Origin of the sequence: Ensifer sp. Root954 (genome assembly GCF_001429005.1) — a bacterium.
In the GTDB taxonomy this organism is placed as follows: Bacteria; Pseudomonadota; Alphaproteobacteria; order Rhizobiales; family Rhizobiaceae; genus Ensifer; species Ensifer adhaerens.
The window spans coordinates 229,276-246,622 of sequence record NZ_LMJM01000015.1 but is presented as its reverse complement, the minus strand read 5'-3'; the positions used below and the strand labels follow the sequence as shown (position 1 = coordinate 246,622).

Genomic DNA, 17,347 nt, shown 5'->3' with positions numbered 1-17,347 from the left:
ATCTGAGACAGCGAAGCACGGTTGTCCGTCGGACGGGGATTGAATGCCAAATTTGTTCGGTTTTAAGAAGCCGCTCGGCTCCTTAGCGAGAGTCTGCGCGGCGGTCACCCGCCGGGTGCCGCAGGTTCTGACATCCGTTGCTCTTGCGGCTGCCCTCGTTACGCCTGGTTTTGCTCCTCCCGTGGAGGCCGCAGGCCAGACCCGGACACTGAAGCTCTATTTCATTCATACTCAGGAAAAGGCGCAGATCACCTTCAAGCGCAATGGCCGCTACGACGCCAAGGGTCTGCAGGAAATCAACCGTTTCCTGCGCGACTGGCGTCGCAACGAGCCGACGAAGATGGACCCGCGCCTGCTCGATCTCGTCTGGGAAGTCTACCAGAAGAGCGGATCGCGCGATTACATCCACGTCGTTTCGGCCTATCGTTCGCCGGCGACCAACGGCATGCTGCGTTCGCGTTCGAAGGGCGTCGCCAAGAAGAGCCAGCACATGCTCGGCAAGGCGATGGACTTCTATCTGCCGGATGTGAAGCTGAAGACGCTGCGTGAAATCGGCGTGAAATTCCAGGTGGGCGGCGTCGGTTACTACCCGACTTCCGGCTCGCCTTTCGTCCATATGGATGTCGGTGGCGTTCGCGCCTGGCCGCGCATGAGCCGTGCCGAGTTGGCGCGCCTCTTCCCCGACGGCAAGACCATGCATCTGCCGTCCGACGGCAAGCCGCTTCCGGGTTATGACCAGGCGGTTGCCGACTACAAGCGTCGCGTCGGCGCGTCGGCGATCCAGGTCGCTGGTGGCGGCGATACGGGCCCGGGCGATACGGCGAGCGGCAAGCGCCGCGGCAACCTGTTCGCCATGCTCTTTGGCGGCGGCGGTGACGAGGATGAAGAACCCTCGGCAATCGCAGCCGGCCCTGGTGCCGACGATGAAGGTGGCGCAGCTCCTGCTGCCAAGGTACAGACGGCTGCCGCGCCCGCCGCTCAGGAAGCGCTGCCCGGCGTCGCCGGTTCTGTCGCCGCCGAGCCGACGGTTGCTGCCGAACAGAACATCAATGCGCCGGTCCCGGCGGTGCGGCCTGCCTTCAAGCAAGCGCCTGCCGATGGTGGCGTAGCCGTCGCCCTGGTGGCGCCGGAGAAGAACCCGGCGCAGGAAGCCCTTGCTGCCGCCCTGCCGCCAACCTCGGAAATGCCGAGCGAGTTTGCCGACCTCGGCTCGATGAAGGTTCCTGTGCCGCAAATGCTTGACCGCCGCGACATGAACACGCTCGTCGCATCCGCCGATGCCGAGCCGGACATGCAGGCGCTCGGTTTCGTGCCGGTTCCGGCCGTGCGGCCCGCGGGTGACGCGGCGCTTGCCGCCGTTGCCGATGCACAGGTCGTGATCCCCTCCTTCGCGGAGCGCCCGGTCGTGGCATCCGCCGAACCGCCGCGCGACGTGGCGGCTGAAGCCAAGACCCGTGTCGCGCTTGCCCAGCCGACGCCAGCTGAACGTCAGCCGGTTGCCCAGCCGCAGCCGATCGAGATGGCAGCCTATGCGCCGCAGTCGGGTACAAATGCGCGCGCCGCGATCTTCGACAGCGCCTTCGACACGCAGGCGGAAGCTCCGGCCAAGGGCGGCCGACCGAAGAAGAACGACGCCGATGCCGCGACCCGCTCATCGGTGCGCGCCGAGCCGAAGCTGACCCAGAAGATCATTTCCGAATGGGCGCTTTCGACCGGCCGCGTCGCAACGCTTTCCAAGCCGGTGAAGGCGCCGCGCTTCGTCAGCAAGTCTCTGCGTACTGCTCCGACGACAGTCTATGCCGCCGGCTTCTCCAGCAGCGCCGGACCAAACGTCGACACGGCCCGGTTCAGCGGCAATGCCGTCAACTTCATGGAAGTGAAGAAGTTCAGCACCAACTGAGCTTCCACCAAACCATAGACACGAAAAAGCCCGCCGACCTGGCGGGCTTTTTCGTATCTGCATTCTGTCTTCGCCTTATGTCGGCTCCCGGCTGCATTGAGAGCCTCTGCTGCCGGCGTTCACGCGCGGAAGGCGAAGGCGGCCGACAGGCGGCCTTCAAAAAGACTTGCTTATCCCTCGTCGGCTGCCGGCACCATGCCGAGCGCCTGGAGGTAGGTGTCGAGGATCGCTTCCTGTTCCATGCGCTCGTCGTGGTCCTGCTTGCGGATCGAAATGACCTTGCGCAGGATCTTGGCGTCGAAACCTGTGGACTTGGCTTCGCCATAGACGTCCTTGATGTCGTCGGCGATGGTCTTCTTTTCTTCTTCCAGGCGTTCGATCCGTTCGATGAAAGCACGAAGCTGATCGCGTGCGACGCCGTGAGCATCCGACATGGTCTTCTCCTTGATAGGGGGAATGGAATTTCTTGGGTGCCGTGACGTGCCGCGAACGGCCGCCAAGGTCAAGGGTGATTGCGCAACAACGCGGTCATTTCCGTGGCAGAGGCGGGCGAAACGACCCTATTCCTTTGATCACGACGGTTTGCGTCGGCTCGATCCAGCCATCATTTTGAAGCGGCTTACGAGTTAGAGCGGAATGCCGCGGAAAACCGCATACGCCTTTCCTCACTCAGCTTTGGGCCGGTTGAGCTCGAACGCCGCCTTTTGTTCTGCGGATGCTTCCCTCTGGTTGCGCTCGCGCCATTCCTCGTAGGGCATGCCATAGATGATCTCGCGCGATTCCTCCTTGGCAAGCGGAACGCCCGCCTGTTCGGCGGCTTCGCGATACCAATTGGACAGGCAGTTGCGGCAGAAGCCGGCGAGGTTCATCAGGTCGATGTTCTGGACGTCGCTGCGCTCGCGCAGATGGTTGACCAGCCGGCGAAAGGCTGCGGCCTCGAAGGCGATCTGTTGCTCCGGGGTCAGTTCGGTCATGGTCGCTCTTCCTCTTCATCATAGGCGCCGGTGCGCGAGATGTGCCGCTCGTACCGATGCAGTTCGGGCATGGCGTTGAGGCTTGCCAGGATCGGCGCCAGCCGCTCGGCCCAGGCGGCAACGCCTTCGGCGTCGGCGATCAGATCCTGCCGCACCTCGATCAGGGCATGCGCAATGCCCGGCACCATGCAGTGCCGGAACATGGTATCGCCGCGCAACGCGCCGTCATAGGGTTCATTGTTGCCGACGACGATATCGCCCGGTGCCTCGAGCCTGTCGATCAGTGGCCGAACGGCGCGGCCGTCGCTGTCCCAGAGGACGGCGGCGTGCCAGGGACGGGCGACGCCCTTCCAGGCCGCCGTGTAGGAATGGATGGAGATGACCAGCGGTGCTGCGCCATGCGCCTCGGCGCTTCGGCCGATGGTCTCGGAGACGGCGCGGTGATAGGGACGATGGAACCGGTTCAGCCGGTTCTCCCACTCCTTCTCGGTGATGGGATGGTTTCCCGGAATGATCGCTCCGTCGGAAATCCGCATGATCAGCGTCGGGTCGTCCTCGCCGCGATTGGGATCGATCAGCAAGCGCGAGAAGCAGCCGAGAACGGCCGGCGCATCGAGCATCGCCGACAGGCGCCGCACGAGCGCTTCGACACCGATATCGTAGGCGATGTGCCGCTCGAAGGCCGCAGCGGGAAGGCCGAGACTGCCATACTCGGCAGGCAGCCGGTTCATCGCGTGATCGGCAAGGAGCACGAGCCCGGTTGTGGGCTTGGCTTCGATAATCTCATAGGGAGAATAGTGTTGCATGCCGTTCCAGTCCGTTTCAGCGCCCCGTCTCGCTGATCGCACGCGAGGGCGTCAATCGCAAGAAAAACGCAACTGTTTATCGAAATCCGAAAGCAATTTACCGATTGTAATCGATTAGAGTTGCGTTGACTTTCGGGCCCACCCGTCGCAAGAAAGTGCCACGCAAATCAAAACGGAGTTCCATCGGAAACCGTGTCCAGATATCCTTTTTCCAAAGCGAAGCCGGGGCTGACGACACTGGGAGGCATCCTCCTGTTTCTCCTGGTAACATCAAGCTCATTTCTTTTCGCCAGCGACGCACGCGCCGACTTCCGCGTGTGCAACGGCACCCAGACACTGGTCGGCGTAGCCATCGGCTACCGGGCCAAGGACGGCTGGATGACGGAAGGCTGGTGGCAGGTGCCTGCCAACACCTGCGCGACCCTGATCGAGGGCGAGCTTCAGTCACGATATTATTATCTTTACGCGGAAGATGCGGCCCGTGGTGGCCGCTGGACCGGTGACGTCAACATGTGCGTTGCCGAGAACGAATTTAAAATCACGGGCGTGCAGGACTGCTTCGCCCGCGGCTTCCAGCGCATGGGATTCAAAGAGTACGACACGGGACGGCAGGGAAGCTGGATGGTTCAGCTTTCGGATCCGTCCGGCACGCAGGAAAGCCAGAATTGATGAAGCGGAACAGAAAAGTCAAAATCCTCGCAACGCTCGGACCGGCGTCTTCGGACGAGCAGATGATCCAGAAGCTGCACGAGGCCGGGGCCGATCTGTTCCGCATCAACATGAGCCACGCGAGCCACGACGTGATGCGCACGCTGGTGCAGCGCATCCGCGCGGTCGAGGCGCGCTGCGGCCGGCCGATCGGCATTCTCGGCGACCTGCAGGGACCGAAGCTGCGTGTCGGCAAGTTCGCCGAAGGCAAGGTCGATCTCAAGGTCGGCCAGACCTTCACGCTCGACAACAAGGACGAGCCTGGCGACAACACCCGTGTCTATCTGCCCCATCCGGAGATCCTCGAAGCGGTCAAGCCCGGCCATCGCCTGCTGATCGACGACGGCAAGCTGCACCTCAAGGCCGAGAAGACCGACGGCAAGAGCATCGTCACGACCGTTGTCGCCGGCACCAAGATTTCCGACCGCAAGGGCGTCAGCCTGCCCGACACGCTGCTTGCCGTCGGTGTGCTGACCGACAAGGACCGTGCCGACCTCGACGCCGTTCTGGCGACCGGTGAATTCGACTGGGTGGCGCTCTCCTTCGTGCAGCGCCCGGAAGACCTGGCCGAAGTTCGCAAGATCGCCCGCGGCCGCGTCGGCCTCATGTCGAAGATCGAGAAGCCCCAGGCGTTGGACCGGATCGACGAGATCATCGAACTCTCGGACGCGCTGATGGTTGCCCGCGGTGACCTCGGCGTCGAGATGCCGCTGGAATCGGTGCCGGGCCTGCAGAAGCAGCTGACGCGCGCATGTCGCCGCGCCGGCAAGCCGGTAGTGGTCGCCACCCAGATGCTGGAATCGATGATTTCGGCTCCGGTCCCGACGCGTGCCGAAGTCTCCGACGTCGCGACAGCCGTGTTCGAAGGTGCGGACGCCGTCATGCTTTCGGCAGAATCGGCCTCGGGCGAATATCCGGTGGAAGCCGTTTCGACCATGGCGTCGATCGCCAGCAACGTCGAGCGCGACCCGCATTATTCCAGCATCATCTACGCGCAGCGCACGCCGCCGGAAGCCACCGGCGCCGACGCGATTTCGCTTGCGGCCCACCAGATCGCCGAGACGCTGCGGCTCTCTGCCATCGTCTGCTACACCTCGTCGGGTACGACGGGTCTGCGCGCCGCCCGCGAGCGGCCGCAGGTGCCGATCATCGCGCTGTCGCCGATCGTGCAGACGGCGCGCCGCCTCTCGGTCGTCTGGGGCCTGCATTGCGTGGTCACCGAGGATGCGACAGACCTCGACGACATGGTCAACCGCGCATGCCGCATCGTTGCCTCGGAAGGCTTCGGCAAGCCGGGCGAACGCATCATCATTTCGGCCGGCGTGCCGCTCGGTACCCCCGGCGCGACCAACATGCTGCGTATCGCCTATATCGGCTCGGACGGCATGAGCGGCGTCTGACGCCCGCTCTCTTTTTCGGACTGCAACGAAACCCCAGGAGCGCTGATCCGCTCCTGGGGTTTCGTGTTTTGTTGATGATGGCAGGTGGCGGGATAACGGGCGCGCCGACAAAGGCTGCCAGATGGGGTGCGGTCCCAACGGATGGCCTGGCGCGATCAGGGTGCCTTGGCGGCGGCAAGCCTTTCTTCGGCGCGCTTTACTGCCGCATCCAGATCCCCGGGCTTGCCGGCCAGCTTCTCCACCGCGGCGACGATGACATCGGTGACCACATAGTCGGGCTTGTGGCCGAGATTGCCGATCCAGAGCAGTTCGGCGCCGGGGATATCGCGCGCCAGCCCGCGTGAGTGGATATCGGCCAGCACGATGCCATCGCTGTCGCCGGTGATGATCACCGTCGGTGCGGCGATCTCCCGGTAGCGCGGCGCGGTCGCGGTCAGATAGGCGTGCAGGTTGGCGATGTCGCGGGCATTGCTGAGGAAGGTCGAGGGACGCAGCACGAGATGCGGGCCAGTCTTGTCGATGTAGTCGGCCGGCCGTGGATTGGGCGAAAAGATCGAGTGTGTGCCGCCCTCGATGCGCCGCTGCCCGAGCGGCGTCACCAGCGTGTGGGCGAAGAGCCAGCCGACGAAGGGCAGGGCCGTCAGGCGGTAATACCAGTCGATGCCGCCGGGCCAGGGATGGGTCGCCGGCGCCAGCAGGACGAGGCCGGCGGTCTTGTCCGGGTGGTTAAGGGCGAAGCTCGCTGCAATCGCGCCGCCGAAGGAGTGGCCGACGATCACGGCGCGACGAATGCCGCGCTTGTCCATCAGCTTTGCGGTCGCATCCGCCTGACCGTCCGGCAAGTCGTTTTCCGGCCCGCCGCGCTCCGAGTAGCCGTGGCCCGGGCGATCGACGAACAGCATCTCGGCGCGGCCGTCAAGGGCCGGTGCGAAGGCATGCAGCTGGTCGAGCAGGTTGCCGCTGGCGCCATGGATGAAGACGACGGGCAAGAGGTCGGCTTGTCCGCCGGCGGGCAGGTGCACGCTGTTCATGCGGTAGCCGCCGATGTCGATCAGTTCGCCGACATTGGGAAAGCGCCGGGCGAAGCTACGCGCGTGCCAGAGGCTGTAGGCGACGCCGGCGAGTATCAGTGCAAGGGACAGGAGCGCAACTGGGAACATAGTCTCTATTTGTCTTCCGGCGCCCGGCTTTCAAGGCGTAAGCGAACCCTTGAGGCCACCGGCACTTATTCTTTGCCATTGCGGCCAGATGTCGTCCACGGCGCGCCGGCGGGCCAGCACGAACTCTGGCAGCGCCCCATCCCGGTTGCCTTTGTTGTAGCGGTTGTCCGTGCGATCGACAACGAGGACCGGAGGCGCGCCGAATTGATCGGCTGTGATGTCGACGATGAAATCGCCGCATTCGACCCAGGCGTGGCTTTGCCAGCTCTTCCCGCAGTTGAAGCCGAACGGTCCGATTTCAGGCTCCAACGGCCCGCTGCGCGGCGTTCCGCAGACCCAGTCGGCGCTGAAGCCTTGGGTGCTCAAGACGCGCTGCAGGAACAGGCTCGTGCGGCCGCAGGTGCCTTGCGAGGCGATCGTGGGGCGGTCCGCGCCGGCGTGACGATGCCATTCCATCCAGATCGGTGCGATGAAATGGCGCGCGGCTGTCGCGATCTTCAGAAGCGATGTCCTGTCGGAGGGGATGGGCGTTGGCGGGCTCGGCAATCGACTGGAACGCGCGTTGTCAGGTCTTGCTGCCGGCGAGTTTTTCGGCAAGTTCCCCCAGTTGTTCCTGCGCCTTGCGATCGGCGGGATAAATGTCCAGGAACTGTTCCCAGGCACGCATGGCAAGCTCATCCTTGCCGGAGGCGCCGAGGATTGCCGCCATGCCGGCAAGTGCGCCAAAGTGGCGGGGCTCGATCGACAGCACGCGATTGATGTCCGACATGGATTTCCGGTAGTTGCCCATCGCGTAATGCAGTGTCGCGCGGCGGTTCCAGCCTTCGACATAATTGGGTGCAAGGGCGATAACCTGGTCGAGGATATCGAGAGCGGCCGGCTGCTTGTTGTCGGTGATCGCCTTGTCGGCCCATTGCATCAGCAGGTTGACGGTGGCGCTGCCGGAATCCTGCCACTCGATGCGGATCTGGTTGGAGAGCTCGCGTGCCTTGTCGGGGTCGCGTTCCTTTTTCAGGTCGGCGAACAGGGTGTCGAGGCGCTGCTTCGGGGTGGTGAGGCTGGTTGCTTCCGGTTGGGTCGAGGCTTCCGCCGCGAAGGAAACATTGCCAGCTCCCGTGGAGGTGGCGAGCAGGGCGGAACACGCCAGAATCAAGGGTATAAAAACTCGCATGGCGAGCATGTTAGCTCGCCACGGAATAACTTCAAAATCAATTCTGGGACATCGCTTGAGCGCTGTCCCCAAGTCCCCTGTCGGGTCTCAGCCCTGACGAGCCTTGAAGCGCGGGTTGGACTTGTTGATGATGTAGATGCGGCCCTTGCGACGAACCAGACGGTTTTCGCGGTGGCGGGTCTTGAGCGACTTGAGCGAATTCTTGATCTTCATTTTCCTGATCCGCAGGTTTCGGGGAATGAAAATTCGCCCGGTATCTCTAACAATCAAAAGCGCGCCCGTGAGCGCGCTCCTTTAAGGTGGGATGGCAAATACCGTGTCACCCCTGGTGTGTCAACCACAAGACGCCCCATTTTGGTGTCTTGCCCCGCATTTCTATGGTCCTCAGCCGCGGACGAGCCGCGTGACGTGGCCCATTTTGCGGCCGGCGCGGGCCTCGGTCTTGCCGTAGAGGTGCACCAGCACGTCATCCTCGGCAAGCCATGCGGGGACCGTGTCGAGGTCGTCGCCGATCAGGTTCTGCATGACGCAGTCCGAATGGCGACGCGGATTGCCGAGCGGCAGTCCGGCGACGGCACGGATATGCTGCTCGAACTGCGAGACGACGCAGGCAGCTTCCGTCCAGTGGCCGGAATTGTGCACGCGGGGCGCCATCTCGTTGACGATCAGGCTGCCGTCGGCGAGCACGAAGAACTCGACGCCGATGACGCCGACATAGCCGAGCGCATCAAGGATCGCCTTGGCGGCAACCCGTGCCGCTGCGCCGGTCGCAGCACCGATCTCTGCCGGGACCGTCGAGGTATGGAGGATGCCGTTGCGATGCACGTTTTCCGCCGGATCGAAACAGGCAACGGCGCCATCGGGCGCGCGGGCGGCGATGATCGAGATTTCGCGCTCGAAGGGCACGAAGCTTTCGAGGATCAGCGGTACGCCGCCGAGTGCTGCGAAAGCGCCCGCCGGGCTGTCTGCCGTCGAGCGGAAGACGCGCTGGCCCTTGCCGTCATAGCCGAGGCGACGGGTTTTCAGCACGCCGGTCCCGCCGAAATCCGCAAGGGCCGCTTCAAGGTCGGCCTGGCTGTCGACGGCATGGAAGCGCGCCGTGGCAATGCCGCAGCCGTTGATGAAGCGCTTCTCGGTGAGGCGGTCCTGCGCGACTTCCAGCGCTTTCGGTGGCGGGAAGACGGGGCGTTTTGCCGCCAGTCGCTCGGCAGCCGCGACCGGAACGTTCTCGAATTCGTAGGTGATGAGGTCGCTGACTTCAGCAAGCTTTCCGAGCGCGGCTTCGTCGTCATAGGCAGCGACGATCTGGTCGTTTGCGACCTGGGCAGCCGGACAGTCGACCTGCGGCTCGAGGATGACCGTGCGGAAGTTCAGTCGGGCGGCTGCCATCGCCAGCATGCGGCCGAGCTGGCCGCCGCCGATAATGCCGATGGTGGTCATGCCTCGTCCACCGGATACTCGGCAACGGCAATGGTCTGCTGTTCGCGCCAGTCGTCGAGCCGGTCGGCGAGGTCCTCGTCGCCAAGCGCAAGGACGGCTGCGGCAAGGAGGGCTGCGTTGACGGCACCGGCGCGGCCGATCGCCAGCGTTCCGACCGGGATGCCGGCCGGCATCTGGACAATCGACAGCAGGCTGTCCTGGCCGGAAAGCGCCTTCGACTGCACGGGGACGCCGAAGACCGGCAGCGGCGTCATCGAGGCACACATGCCGGGCAGGTGCGCAGCACCTCCGGCACCGGCGATGATGACCTTGAAGCCCTCGTCGCGGGCGCCCTTGGCGAAGTTGACCAACCGATCGGGCGTGCGATGGGCCGAAACGATGCGTGCCTCATAGGGAATGTCGAGCGCGTCGAGCGTATCGGCGGCGTTCTTCATCGTCTCCCAGTCCGACTGGCTTCCCATGATGATGGCGACGGGTGGGGTCGTGGTGTCGATCACGTCTGTCCTGTTCCGCGTTCAGGCGATGATATCGGGAATGATCTGGTCTTCGATCTTGCTGATCTTGTCCTTGATCGCCAGCTTCTTCTTCTTCATGCGCTGCACTCTGAGCGCGTCGCAGCCGGTCTCGATCATGGCGTTGATGGCAGCATCATAGTCTTCATGTTCCTGCCTCAGCCGCGCGGCGGTCAGTCTGAGTTCGGCCTGGTCCTGGTCCGGCATGCAAAGCGATCCCCATCAGCCCGGTTGCGAAGTCCTCCTCGAACCGGAATTTCATGCGCCGCTCTATCACATCTTGGGCGGTAACGGGAAGTTATCCCTCGTCATCATTTCGCCTTCGACAAATGAAAAATGGCATGGCACAGTAGTAAGGTTACAACCATGAAACATCCGGCATTTGCGTGCCGGATGCAAGCAAAAGGAAGGGACTGCCAAATGACTGTTGAGGCTCATCTTGCAACGCTTGAGAAAAAACATGGCGCCCTGGAGCAGGAGCTCCACGTAGCGATGAATCAGCCGTCAGTGGAAGACGAACTGATTACCGATATCAAGCGAAGGAAGCTGCGCATCAAGGACGAAATCGAAAGGCTTCGCTCCTCGACTCACTGATTATCAACGGTATTTCCCAGAACCATCGGGAAGCGCCATCTCCCCTCTGAGTAGGCGCAACAAGGTTTAGAACCAATCCCCCACAGTGGAATATACGGAATTTCGGGCCGGGCTTGACGCCCGGTCCTCTTGTTTTCCGGGTCGTCGCTTCCAAGCTCAAGACCAGAACTGGTCGAGCCAGAGGTTGAGGCGGTCAAACCCCGGCCGGTTGATCGCATAGATCCGCCGCGTGCCGCTCGCCGAGACCGAGACCAAATTGCAGTCCAGCAAGGCTTTCAGGTGCTGCGATACGGCCGGACGGCTGATCGGCAAGCCTTCGGCCAGTTCGTTCACGGTTTTCGGCGCGCGCCGCAATTCCTCCAGCAGGTGGCGCCGGTTCGGGTCCGCAATGGCATCGAAAGGGTCCGCGATCGTCATGGGCGGACGTTAGGCGAATTTTTGCAAGGCAGCAAGAATTTTGTGCGGTGCGAAACGCTAATTTTGCTTTGCAATATTTCCGTAATACTTGGGTGGCGGCTCAGCCGCCCGCAGCGAGGCCGACGATACCGTCCCAGAGCAGCTTCGAGCCCGCGATGAAGGCCATGCTATACATGAAGGGGTAGAAGATCTGCGGCTTCATGCGGCGAACGATAAAGGCGCCGCACACGGTCGCGACGATCGCCAGCGGAAAGAGCGTCGCCGAGATTTTCAGGTTGCTGAGGTCGAGTTGCCCGAGCGCGAAATAGGGAATGAGCTTCACCGCGTTCAGGATCGCGAAGAAGCGCACGATCGTGCCGGTATATTCGCGCGGGTCGAGCTGCAGTGGCAGCGCGTAGATCTGGAACGGCGGGCCGCCGGCATGCGCAACGAAGCTGCCATAGCCGGCGAACGAGCCCCAAAGCGCTGCCGGCCCGGCCCGCTGCGTCTTCGGCGCGATGGTGATGCCGAGGCGCATGCGCCAGATGTTGTAGACGTAGCGAAGCACGAAGAGCACGGTGATCAGGCCGATGATCAGGCGGAGCAGGTCACGCGAGACATAGGCGGAGGTTGCCCAGCCGATGACGATGCCGGCAATGGCGCCGGGCAAAAGCATGAAAAGGGTCTTGCGGTCGCCATGCTTGCGCCACATCCAGAGCGATACAAGATCCATCGCGATCAGGATCGGCAGGAGAAGGGCGGCGGCCTGGACGGGCGACACCGCCATCGACAAGATCGGTACACCCATGAGCGAAAGTGCTTCCCCCATGCCGCCCTTGCTGAGGCCGACAAGCAGAACGGCCGGGATGGCGATAAGGTAGAAGTCGAGATCCGGAAGCATGGGTGGCTGTTGATCCTTTTGCAGTCTCCGTCTATCGGTTTTCGGAAATGAAATCGAGCGCTGGTTTCGCGGCTTACGCGGCACAGCCGGAAATGGATATCTGAGCATGACAACAGAACGCTGCCGCCTGGTGCTGATCGCGCCCGACATGCCCGATGCGGCGGAACGTGCCAAGGTACTAGCCGACGCGCTCAAGGGTGGCGACGTCGCCTCGGTGATCGTGCCGCAATACGGGCTCGACGATAGCGAGTTCCAGAAGCATGCCGAGCGCCTGGTGCCGGTCATCCAGGAGGCGGGCGCCGCAGCACTGATCGCGGGTGACTCGCGCGTTGCCGGTCGCGCCAAGGCGGATGGCCTGCATGTTGCCGGCAATGCCGAAGTGCTCGGTGAGGCGGTCGAGAAGCACACGCCGAAGCTGATCGTCGGCGGCGGCAACGCGGCCGACCGCCACCATGCGCTGGAGATCGGCGAAGTGCGCCCGGACTACGTGTTCTTCGGCAGGACCGACGGCGACATCAAGCCGGAGGCGCATTCGAAGAACCTCGCGCTTGCCGAATGGTGGGCGTCGATGATCGAGATCCCGTGCATCGTCATGGGCGGCACCGATCCGCAATCGGCGCTTGCAGTGGCGGAGACCGGCGCCGAGTTTGTGGCGCTTCGTCTGGCCGTCTTCGGTGAGCCGGAACAGGCGCCCTCCGTCGTTGCCGCGGTCAACGCGTTGCTTGACGAAAAAGCGCCACGGTTTGAAGATTAAGACGTTTCGATGTTGAACCGTCCGTCTTCCAGATTGAGTCGAGGTCTTTCCCTTGTCGCCCTGGCCGTTGCCCTGGCGCTGCCGGCGCATGCCCAGGAGAAGCCGTCCGCAAGCGACGATGCCGGCGTCGAAAAGCGTGGCCGCATCACGCCCTTCAACGGCGCGGCGATGCCCGAAGGAGCCGAGACTGGCGACAAGTCGAACTCGGCTCCGGACAAGAAGCCGGCGGACGGCACGGCGCCATCTGGAGGCGTGGGTGTCTTTGATCGCATGGGCGCCGAATTGCCGGCGCTGCCGGCCGAAAAACCCTTCGCCGGCAAGGTCGACGACGCCTACGGCGCGTTTCAGCGCGGCTATTACCTGACCGCGATGGATCTGGCGCTGCCACGGGCGCAGCTCGGCGATCCTGCGGCACAGACGCTCATTGCCGAAATCTTGCAGCAGGGGCTTGGCGTCGTGCGCAACCCGCAGCAGGCTGCCTTCTGGTATGGCCAGGCGGCGGAAAAAGGCGACCCGGCGGCGATGTTCAAATATGCCCTGATCCTGATGGAGGGGCGCTACGCCAAGCGTGACCGGAAAAAGTCCGAAGAGCTGATGAAGAAGGCGGCCGATCTCGGCAATGGCTCGGCACAGTTCAATTACGGCCAGACGCTCGTTGCCGACAATCCCGGACCGAAGGGATTGAAGCTGGCGATGCCCTATTACGAGAAGTCGGCCGAACAGGGCATTGCCGACGCGCAATATGCGTTGTCGCAGATCCTGGTCAATGTCGACGGCATCGAGGAAAGCAAGCGGGCGCGTGCCCGCGAATGGCTGATCCGTGCGGCGCGGGCGGGCTTCGATACCGCCCAGTTGGACATCGCGATCTGGATGATCGAAGGCATTGCCGGTGATCGGAACCTGGAGGACGGCTTCGGCTGGATGCGCCGGGCGGCCGAGGGCGGCAACGTGGTGGCGCAGAACCGTCTCTCGCATCTCTATGTCAATGCCATCGGCACGAGGCCCAACCCGGTCGAGGCGGCGAAATGGTATGTGCTGTCACGCCGTGCCGGTCTCAAGGACGATGCGCTCGAAGACTTCTACCTCGGTCTCAATGAAGAGCAGCAGAAGCAGGCGCTGAGTGCGGCCAACAGGTATCGCCGGAGCTGAGCGAGGCGGAATCCCGTCGCCGCCGGCCGGCAAAAATGCTATTTCGCTTGAACTCGCGGGGCTTTTGTGGTTCTGAGGCCGCGGTTTTGCTCGTGGCTCCATGACAGTGGCAGCAATGCGCGAGCGGAGTGAGACTTCACTCGGTTTTTTGACGACGGAGCACGGTTTGCAGCTTGCCCTTGGGGCCAGTAATGCGCCTATGTTTCGTCAAGCAGGTTCAACGTCCGATCGAACGCGTTCGATCGGCCTTCGTTTTTCAAGGGATCGCCAGATGGCTCGTTCAGCACTTCTCAATGTCATGGTTCAGGCCGCCTTCAAGGCGGGCAAGTCGTTGTCCCGCGATTTCGGCGAAGTCCAGAACCTGCAGGTCTCGCTCAAGGGACCGGGCGACTATGTTTCGCAGGCCGATCGTAAGGCCGAAAAGCTCATTCGCGAAGAACTCCTGAAGGCTCGCCCGACCTATGGCTTCCTCGGCGAGGAAGGCGAAGAGATCATCGGCACCGACGGTGCGCACCGCTGGATCGTCGATCCGCTGGACGGCACCACCAACTTCCTGCACGGCATTCCGCATTTCGCCGTTTCGATCGCACTGGAGCGCCAGGGCGAGATCGTCGGCGCTGTCGTCTTCAACCCGGCAACCGATGAACTCTACACGGCCGAGCGCGGCGGTGGCGCCTTCCTCAACGACCGTCGTCTGCGCGTCGCTGCGCGCAAGCATCTTTCCGATGCCGTCATCGCCACCGGCACGCCGCATCTTGGCCGCGGCAACCACGGCAAGTACCTGATCGAACTGCGCCATGTGATGGGCGAAGTTGCAGGTATCCGCCGCATGGGCTCGGCTGCGCTCGATCTTGCCTATGTCGCTGCCGGCCGTTTCGACGGCTACTGGGAGCGCGACCTTGCCGCTTGGGATATTGCCGCCGGTGTGCTTCTCATTCGCGAAGCCGGTGGTTGGACGCACGATATCAACGGCGGCGCCCGCCCGGTCGATGACGGTTCGGTCATCTGCGGCAACGAATACATCGTCAAGGCGCTGACGGAAGTCGTTCACCGCCCGGTGCCCACGAAGTAAGTCGCAATCCCGTTTGTTCCGAAGCCTCCGATGCGCATCCCGCATCGGAGGCTTTGTTTTTGGCGCGAAGCTGGGCGGTGCAACACGACACCGCCACAGGCCTGTGCCTAACTGGCGACCTGCAGGCCGTGGCGTGATCCCGGCTGCATACACAAATTGGCCCTTGAATCGATTTCGGTTTCAGGAATTATGCGATAGGCTCCGGGCCGGCGCGGCGCCGTTCCGTCAAGTGAAGCGGGAGATACTCATACCCATGACGAAACTGCATCTGTCCGGGTGGAACGGTCGGGAAGGTATGGAAGACGGCTACAACCCGCACAAGCTCTCGAGCCCCATGCACTATTTCTGGACGATGGTGGTCTTTCTGATCATCGTCGGCTTCGTGGGTGCAATCCTCTTCCGTCAGGCCCAAAACGCCTTTCTCGCCAATCCGGGCCTCAACGGCCTGATCCTCGGCGTCCTTCTGATCGGCATCCTGCTCGTCTTCAACCACGTGCTGGGCTTGCGCCCCGAGGTGCGCTGGTTCAACTCGTTTCGTGCCGCCGGCAGCGCGGACAAGGTCGGGCGCGATCCGGTGCTGCTTGCGCCGATGCGGGCGCTGATCGGCGGTCGCCAGACGGCGATCTCGACCACGGCGCTGCGGTCGATCCTCGATTCCATCGCCACCCGCCTCGACGAATCGCGCGACATTTCGCGTTACCTGACCGGGCTTCTGGTGTTTCTCGGCCTGCTCGGCACCTTCTGGGGCCTTCTTGGAACGATCGGCTCGATCAACACGGTCATCCAGTCTCTGGATGCCGGATCGGGAACGACGGAAGACATCCTCTCGGCGCTGAAGAATGGCCTGTCGGCACCGCTCACCGGCATGGGAACGGCGTTTTCGACGTCGCTTTTCGGCCTTTCCGGTTCGCTGATCCTCGGCTTTCTCGATCTGCAGGCCGGGCGCGCGCAGAACCGGTTCTACACCGAGCTTGAAAACTGGCTCTCCTCCGTGACGGACGTCGGCTCGGAACTTTCGCCGACCCTCGATCTGCCCGCCGGCGCGCCGGTCGAGGAGCTGAAGAGGCTCACCGACCAGCTCGTCCGCCTCAACCATGAGGGCGGCGCGAACCAGCGCACGACCGCGGCCATGGCAAGCCTCGCCGAAGGCATTCAGGGGCTGGTCAAGAACATGCGCGGCGAACAGCAGATGCTGCGGGATTGGATTGAGGCTCAGCAGGACGAAGCCAAGGCGATGCGCAAGACGCTCGACAAGCTGGCATCGCGGGTCGGCATCTCCGACCGGTCGCCGGCGCATGACAAGCCGGCCGTGTCGGCCAAGGCGCGCGTGGAAGAGGCCGGAGGAGAGTAATCCATGGCGCTTGCCCGAAAAGGCCGCTCTCAGCGCACGATCGACTATTGGCCGGGCTTCGTCGACGCACTGTCGACGCTGCTGCTGTCGATCATGTTCCTGCTGACCGTCTTCGTCCTTGCACAGTTTCTGCTCAGTCGCGAAATCAGCGGCAAGGACGAGGTGCTGACGCGGCTGAACAGCCAGATCAACGAACTCACCCAGCTTCTGGCGCTCGAAAAGAGCGGCAAGCAGGATCTCGAGGATTCGCTTGCCAATCTGCAGGCGTCGCTCGCCACGTCCGAAGGCGAACGCTCGCGGCTGCAGGCCCTGCTCGACCAGGGCGCCGGGAGCACGGACGCCGCCAACCAGAAGATCGGCCGTCTCGGCTCTGAGCTTGAGACCGAGCGTGAAGTCAGCGCCCGGGCCATGAGCCAGATCGAACTGCTGAACCAGCAGATTGCGGCGCTCCGCAGCCAGATCGCCGCCATCGAAGTCGCGCTTCAGGCGTCGGAAGCCAAGGACCAGCAGTCGCAGACCAAGATCGCCGATCTCGGGCGCCGGCTGAACGTGGCGCTTGCCCAGCGGGTGCAGGAACTCAACCGCTACCGCTCGGACTTCTTCGGACGCCTCCGGGAAATTCTCTCCGACCGCGAGAACATCCGCATCGTCGGCGACCGCTTCGTCTTCCAGTCGGAGGTGCTGTTTCCCTCTGGTGGCAACGACCTCAATCCGGAAGGGCAGGCGGAAATGGCCAAGCTCGCCACCGCGCTGCTCGACCTCGCCAAGGAAATCCCCTCCGAAATCAACTGGGTGCTGCGCGTCGACGGCCACACGGACAATGTGCAGCTTTCAGGCGCCGGGCGCTTCGCCGACAACTGGGAGCTTTCGTCGGCGCGTGCAACCTCCGTGGTCAAGTTCCTGATCTCGAAGGGTGTGCCAGCAGATCGGCTAGTGGCTGCGGGCTTTGGCGAGTACCAGCCGATTGCACCGGGTGAAACCCCTGAGGCGCGGGCGCAGAACCGCCGCATCGAGCTCAAGCTGACCGAGAAATAGAATTCGCTCTCCGCGTATCCCGTC

At 63.2% G+C, this 17,347-nt stretch carries 21 protein-coding genes; 9 read left to right on the top strand and 12 right to left on the bottom strand.

Going from position 1 to position 17,347, the window contains the following annotated elements:
- Positions 1–43: 43 nt before the first annotated feature.
- Positions 44–1,900 carry a DUF882 domain-containing protein gene (locus ASE71_RS10175; RefSeq protein WP_034806108.1) on the top strand — a complete coding sequence of 619 codons (1,857 nt, stop codon included), beginning with the start codon at positions 44–46 and terminating at the stop codon, positions 1,898–1,900.
- 170 nt (positions 1,901–2,070) lie between these two features.
- Here ASE71_RS10175 and ASE71_RS10170 read toward each other — a convergent pair whose 3' ends face one another.
- The 3 genes from ASE71_RS10170 to ASE71_RS10160 all read right to left on the bottom strand — a co-directional run bounded on the left by ASE71_RS10170 (position 2,071) and on the right by ASE71_RS10160 (position 3,680).
- Positions 2,071–2,334, bottom strand: a complete 264-nt coding sequence (locus tag ASE71_RS10170; RefSeq protein WP_060518635.1) for a DUF2312 domain-containing protein — start codon at positions 2,332–2,334, stop codon at positions 2,071–2,073.
- Between the two features lie 231 nt (positions 2,335–2,565).
- Positions 2,566–2,874: a DUF1244 domain-containing protein gene (locus ASE71_RS10165; RefSeq protein WP_034806113.1), complete on the bottom strand. Its 309-nt coding sequence runs from the start codon at positions 2,872–2,874 to the stop codon at positions 2,566–2,568.
- Entirely contained in the window at positions 2,871–3,680 is an 810-nt protein-coding gene (locus tag ASE71_RS10160; protein WP_060518633.1) for an N-formylglutamate amidohydrolase, read from the bottom strand. The genes ASE71_RS10165 and ASE71_RS10160 overlap by 4 nt, the downstream gene beginning before the upstream one ends.
- A gap of 228 nt (positions 3,681–3,908) precedes the next feature.
- On the opposite strand from ASE71_RS10160, the gene ASE71_RS10155 reads away from it, so the two are divergent.
- Together ASE71_RS10155 and pyk are read left to right on the top strand one after the other, a co-directional pair.
- Positions 3,909–4,349: a DUF1036 domain-containing protein gene (locus ASE71_RS10155; protein WP_413814632.1), complete on the top strand. Its 441-nt coding sequence runs from the start codon at positions 3,909–3,911 to the stop codon at positions 4,347–4,349.
- A complete protein-coding gene (gene pyk, locus ASE71_RS10150; RefSeq protein ID WP_060518631.1) occupies positions 4,349–5,788 on the top strand; it encodes a pyruvate kinase in 1,440 nt (479 codons plus the stop codon). Before ASE71_RS10155 ends, pyk begins: the two co-directional genes overlap by 1 nt.
- 155 nt (positions 5,789–5,943) lie before the next feature.
- Here pyk and ASE71_RS10145 read toward each other — a convergent pair whose 3' ends face one another.
- From ASE71_RS10145 to ASE71_RS10115, 7 genes are all read right to left on the bottom strand, one after another.
- The gene (locus ASE71_RS10145; protein WP_060518629.1) at positions 5,944–6,948 is read right to left on the bottom strand and encodes an alpha/beta fold hydrolase; all 1,005 of its coding nucleotides are present in this window, start codon (positions 6,946–6,948) and stop codon (positions 5,944–5,946) included.
- A gap of 30 nt (positions 6,949–6,978) precedes the next feature.
- The gene (locus ASE71_RS10140) at positions 6,979–7,404 is read right to left on the bottom strand and encodes a lasso peptide biosynthesis protein (RefSeq protein WP_143556353.1); all 426 of its coding nucleotides are present in this window, start codon (positions 7,402–7,404) and stop codon (positions 6,979–6,981) included.
- Between the two features lie 109 nt (positions 7,405–7,513).
- On the bottom strand, positions 7,514–8,128 hold the full coding sequence (locus tag ASE71_RS10135) for a tetratricopeptide repeat protein (RefSeq protein WP_034806119.1): 615 nt from the start codon (positions 8,126–8,128) through the stop codon (positions 7,514–7,516).
- A 78-nt stretch (positions 8,129–8,206) separates the two neighbouring features.
- Positions 8,207–8,332, bottom strand: a complete 126-nt coding sequence (gene ykgO, locus ASE71_RS10130; RefSeq protein WP_034806120.1) for a type B 50S ribosomal protein L36 — start codon at positions 8,330–8,332, stop codon at positions 8,207–8,209.
- A 171-nt stretch (positions 8,333–8,503) separates the two neighbouring features.
- On the bottom strand, positions 8,504–9,559 hold the full coding sequence (locus ASE71_RS10125; RefSeq protein ID WP_060518625.1) for a 5-(carboxyamino)imidazole ribonucleotide synthase: 1,056 nt from the start codon (positions 9,557–9,559) through the stop codon (positions 8,504–8,506).
- A complete protein-coding gene (gene purE / locus ASE71_RS10120; RefSeq protein WP_060518669.1) occupies positions 9,556–10,020 on the bottom strand; it encodes a 5-(carboxyamino)imidazole ribonucleotide mutase in 465 nt (154 codons plus the stop codon). Before purE ends, ASE71_RS10125 begins: the two co-directional genes overlap by 4 nt.
- Before the next feature lie 54 nt (positions 10,021–10,074).
- A complete protein-coding gene (locus tag ASE71_RS10115) occupies positions 10,075–10,278 on the bottom strand; it encodes a YdcH family protein (protein WP_034806122.1) in 204 nt (67 codons plus the stop codon).
- Positions 10,279–10,491: 213 nt separating this feature from the next.
- Between ASE71_RS10115 and ASE71_RS35030 the strand changes: the two genes are divergently transcribed.
- Entirely contained in the window at positions 10,492–10,665 is a 174-nt protein-coding gene (locus tag ASE71_RS35030; protein ID WP_034806123.1) for a YdcH family protein, read from the top strand.
- 156 nt (positions 10,666–10,821) lie between these two features.
- Here the strand turns inward: ASE71_RS35030 and ASE71_RS10110 are convergent, their stop codons facing one another.
- Both ASE71_RS10110 and ASE71_RS10105 read right to left on the bottom strand, forming a co-directional pair.
- On the bottom strand, positions 10,822–11,082 hold the full coding sequence (locus ASE71_RS10110; protein WP_034806124.1) for an ArsR/SmtB family transcription factor: 261 nt from the start codon (positions 11,080–11,082) through the stop codon (positions 10,822–10,824).
- 100 nt (positions 11,083–11,182) lie between these two features.
- Positions 11,183–11,962 (bottom strand): sulfite exporter TauE/SafE family protein, encoded by a 780-nt coding sequence (locus tag ASE71_RS10105; protein ID WP_034806126.1) that lies wholly within the window; start codon positions 11,960–11,962, stop codon positions 11,183–11,185.
- Between the two features lie 106 nt (positions 11,963–12,068).
- Between ASE71_RS10105 and ASE71_RS10100 the strand changes: the two genes are divergently transcribed.
- The 5 genes from ASE71_RS10100 to ASE71_RS10080 all read left to right on the top strand — a co-directional run bounded on the left by ASE71_RS10100 (position 12,069) and on the right by ASE71_RS10080 (position 17,323).
- Positions 12,069–12,716, top strand: coding sequence for a thiamine phosphate synthase (locus tag ASE71_RS10100; RefSeq protein WP_060518623.1), 648 nt, complete (start codon positions 12,069–12,071; stop codon positions 12,714–12,716).
- A gap of 9 nt (positions 12,717–12,725) precedes the next feature.
- The gene (locus ASE71_RS10095; protein ID WP_060518622.1) at positions 12,726–13,865 is read left to right on the top strand and encodes a tetratricopeptide repeat protein; all 1,140 of its coding nucleotides are present in this window, start codon (positions 12,726–12,728) and stop codon (positions 13,863–13,865) included.
- Positions 13,866–14,136: 271 nt separating this feature from the next.
- Positions 14,137–14,937 (top strand): inositol monophosphatase family protein, encoded by an 801-nt coding sequence (locus ASE71_RS10090; RefSeq protein ID WP_034806132.1) that lies wholly within the window; start codon positions 14,137–14,139, stop codon positions 14,935–14,937.
- A gap of 253 nt (positions 14,938–15,190) precedes the next feature.
- The gene (locus tag ASE71_RS10085; protein WP_060518620.1) at positions 15,191–16,288 is read left to right on the top strand and encodes a MotA/TolQ/ExbB proton channel family protein; all 1,098 of its coding nucleotides are present in this window, start codon (positions 15,191–15,193) and stop codon (positions 16,286–16,288) included.
- A gap of 3 nt (positions 16,289–16,291) precedes the next feature.
- A complete protein-coding gene (locus ASE71_RS10080) occupies positions 16,292–17,323 on the top strand; it encodes a peptidoglycan -binding protein (protein WP_060518618.1) in 1,032 nt (343 codons plus the stop codon).
- Positions 17,324–17,347 lie beyond the last annotated feature (24 nt).

Bases quoted from the DNA above. Each gene is read 5' to 3' on its own strand.
- ASE71_RS10175 (WP_034806108.1), top strand. From the start codon at position 44: ATGCCAAATTTGTTCGGTTTTAAGAAGCCGCTCGGCTCCTTAGCGAGA.
- ASE71_RS10170 (WP_060518635.1), bottom strand. From the start codon at position 2,334: ATGTCGGATGCTCACGGCGTCGCACGCGATCAGCTTCGTGCTTTCATC.
- ASE71_RS10165 (WP_034806113.1), bottom strand. From the start codon at position 2,874: ATGACCGAACTGACCCCGGAGCAACAGATCGCCTTCGAGGCCGCAGCC.
- ASE71_RS10160 (WP_060518633.1), bottom strand. From the start codon at position 3,680: ATGCAACACTATTCTCCCTATGAGATTATCGAAGCCAAGCCCACAACC.
- pyk (WP_060518631.1), top strand. From the start codon at position 4,349: ATGAAGCGGAACAGAAAAGTCAAAATCCTCGCAACGCTCGGACCGGCG.
- ASE71_RS10145 (WP_060518629.1), bottom strand. From the start codon at position 6,948: ATGTTCCCAGTTGCGCTCCTGTCCCTTGCACTGATACTCGCCGGCGTC.
- ASE71_RS10140 (WP_143556353.1), bottom strand. From the start codon at position 7,404: ATGGAATGGCATCGTCACGCCGGCGCGGACCGCCCCACGATCGCCTCG.
- ASE71_RS10135 (WP_034806119.1), bottom strand. From the start codon at position 8,128: ATGCTCGCCATGCGAGTTTTTATACCCTTGATTCTGGCGTGTTCCGCC.
- ykgO (WP_034806120.1), bottom strand. From the start codon at position 8,332: ATGAAGATCAAGAATTCGCTCAAGTCGCTCAAGACCCGCCACCGCGAA.
- ASE71_RS10125 (WP_060518625.1), bottom strand. From the start codon at position 9,559: ATGACCACCATCGGCATTATCGGCGGCGGCCAGCTCGGCCGCATGCTG.
- purE (WP_060518669.1), bottom strand. From the start codon at position 10,020: ATGGGAAGCCAGTCGGACTGGGAGACGATGAAGAACGCCGCCGATACG.
- ASE71_RS10115 (WP_034806122.1), bottom strand. From the start codon at position 10,278: ATGCCGGACCAGGACCAGGCCGAACTCAGACTGACCGCCGCGCGGCTG.
- ASE71_RS35030 (WP_034806123.1), top strand. From the start codon at position 10,492: ATGACTGTTGAGGCTCATCTTGCAACGCTTGAGAAAAAACATGGCGCC.
- ASE71_RS10110 (WP_034806124.1), bottom strand. From the start codon at position 11,082: ATGACGATCGCGGACCCTTTCGATGCCATTGCGGACCCGAACCGGCGC.
- ASE71_RS10105 (WP_034806126.1), bottom strand. From the start codon at position 11,962: ATGCTTCCGGATCTCGACTTCTACCTTATCGCCATCCCGGCCGTTCTG.
- ASE71_RS10100 (WP_060518623.1), top strand. From the start codon at position 12,069: ATGACAACAGAACGCTGCCGCCTGGTGCTGATCGCGCCCGACATGCCC.
- ASE71_RS10095 (WP_060518622.1), top strand. From the start codon at position 12,726: ATGTTGAACCGTCCGTCTTCCAGATTGAGTCGAGGTCTTTCCCTTGTC.
- ASE71_RS10090 (WP_034806132.1), top strand. From the start codon at position 14,137: ATGGCTCGTTCAGCACTTCTCAATGTCATGGTTCAGGCCGCCTTCAAG.
- ASE71_RS10085 (WP_060518620.1), top strand. From the start codon at position 15,191: ATGACGAAACTGCATCTGTCCGGGTGGAACGGTCGGGAAGGTATGGAA.
- ASE71_RS10080 (WP_060518618.1), top strand. From the start codon at position 16,292: ATGGCGCTTGCCCGAAAAGGCCGCTCTCAGCGCACGATCGACTATTGG.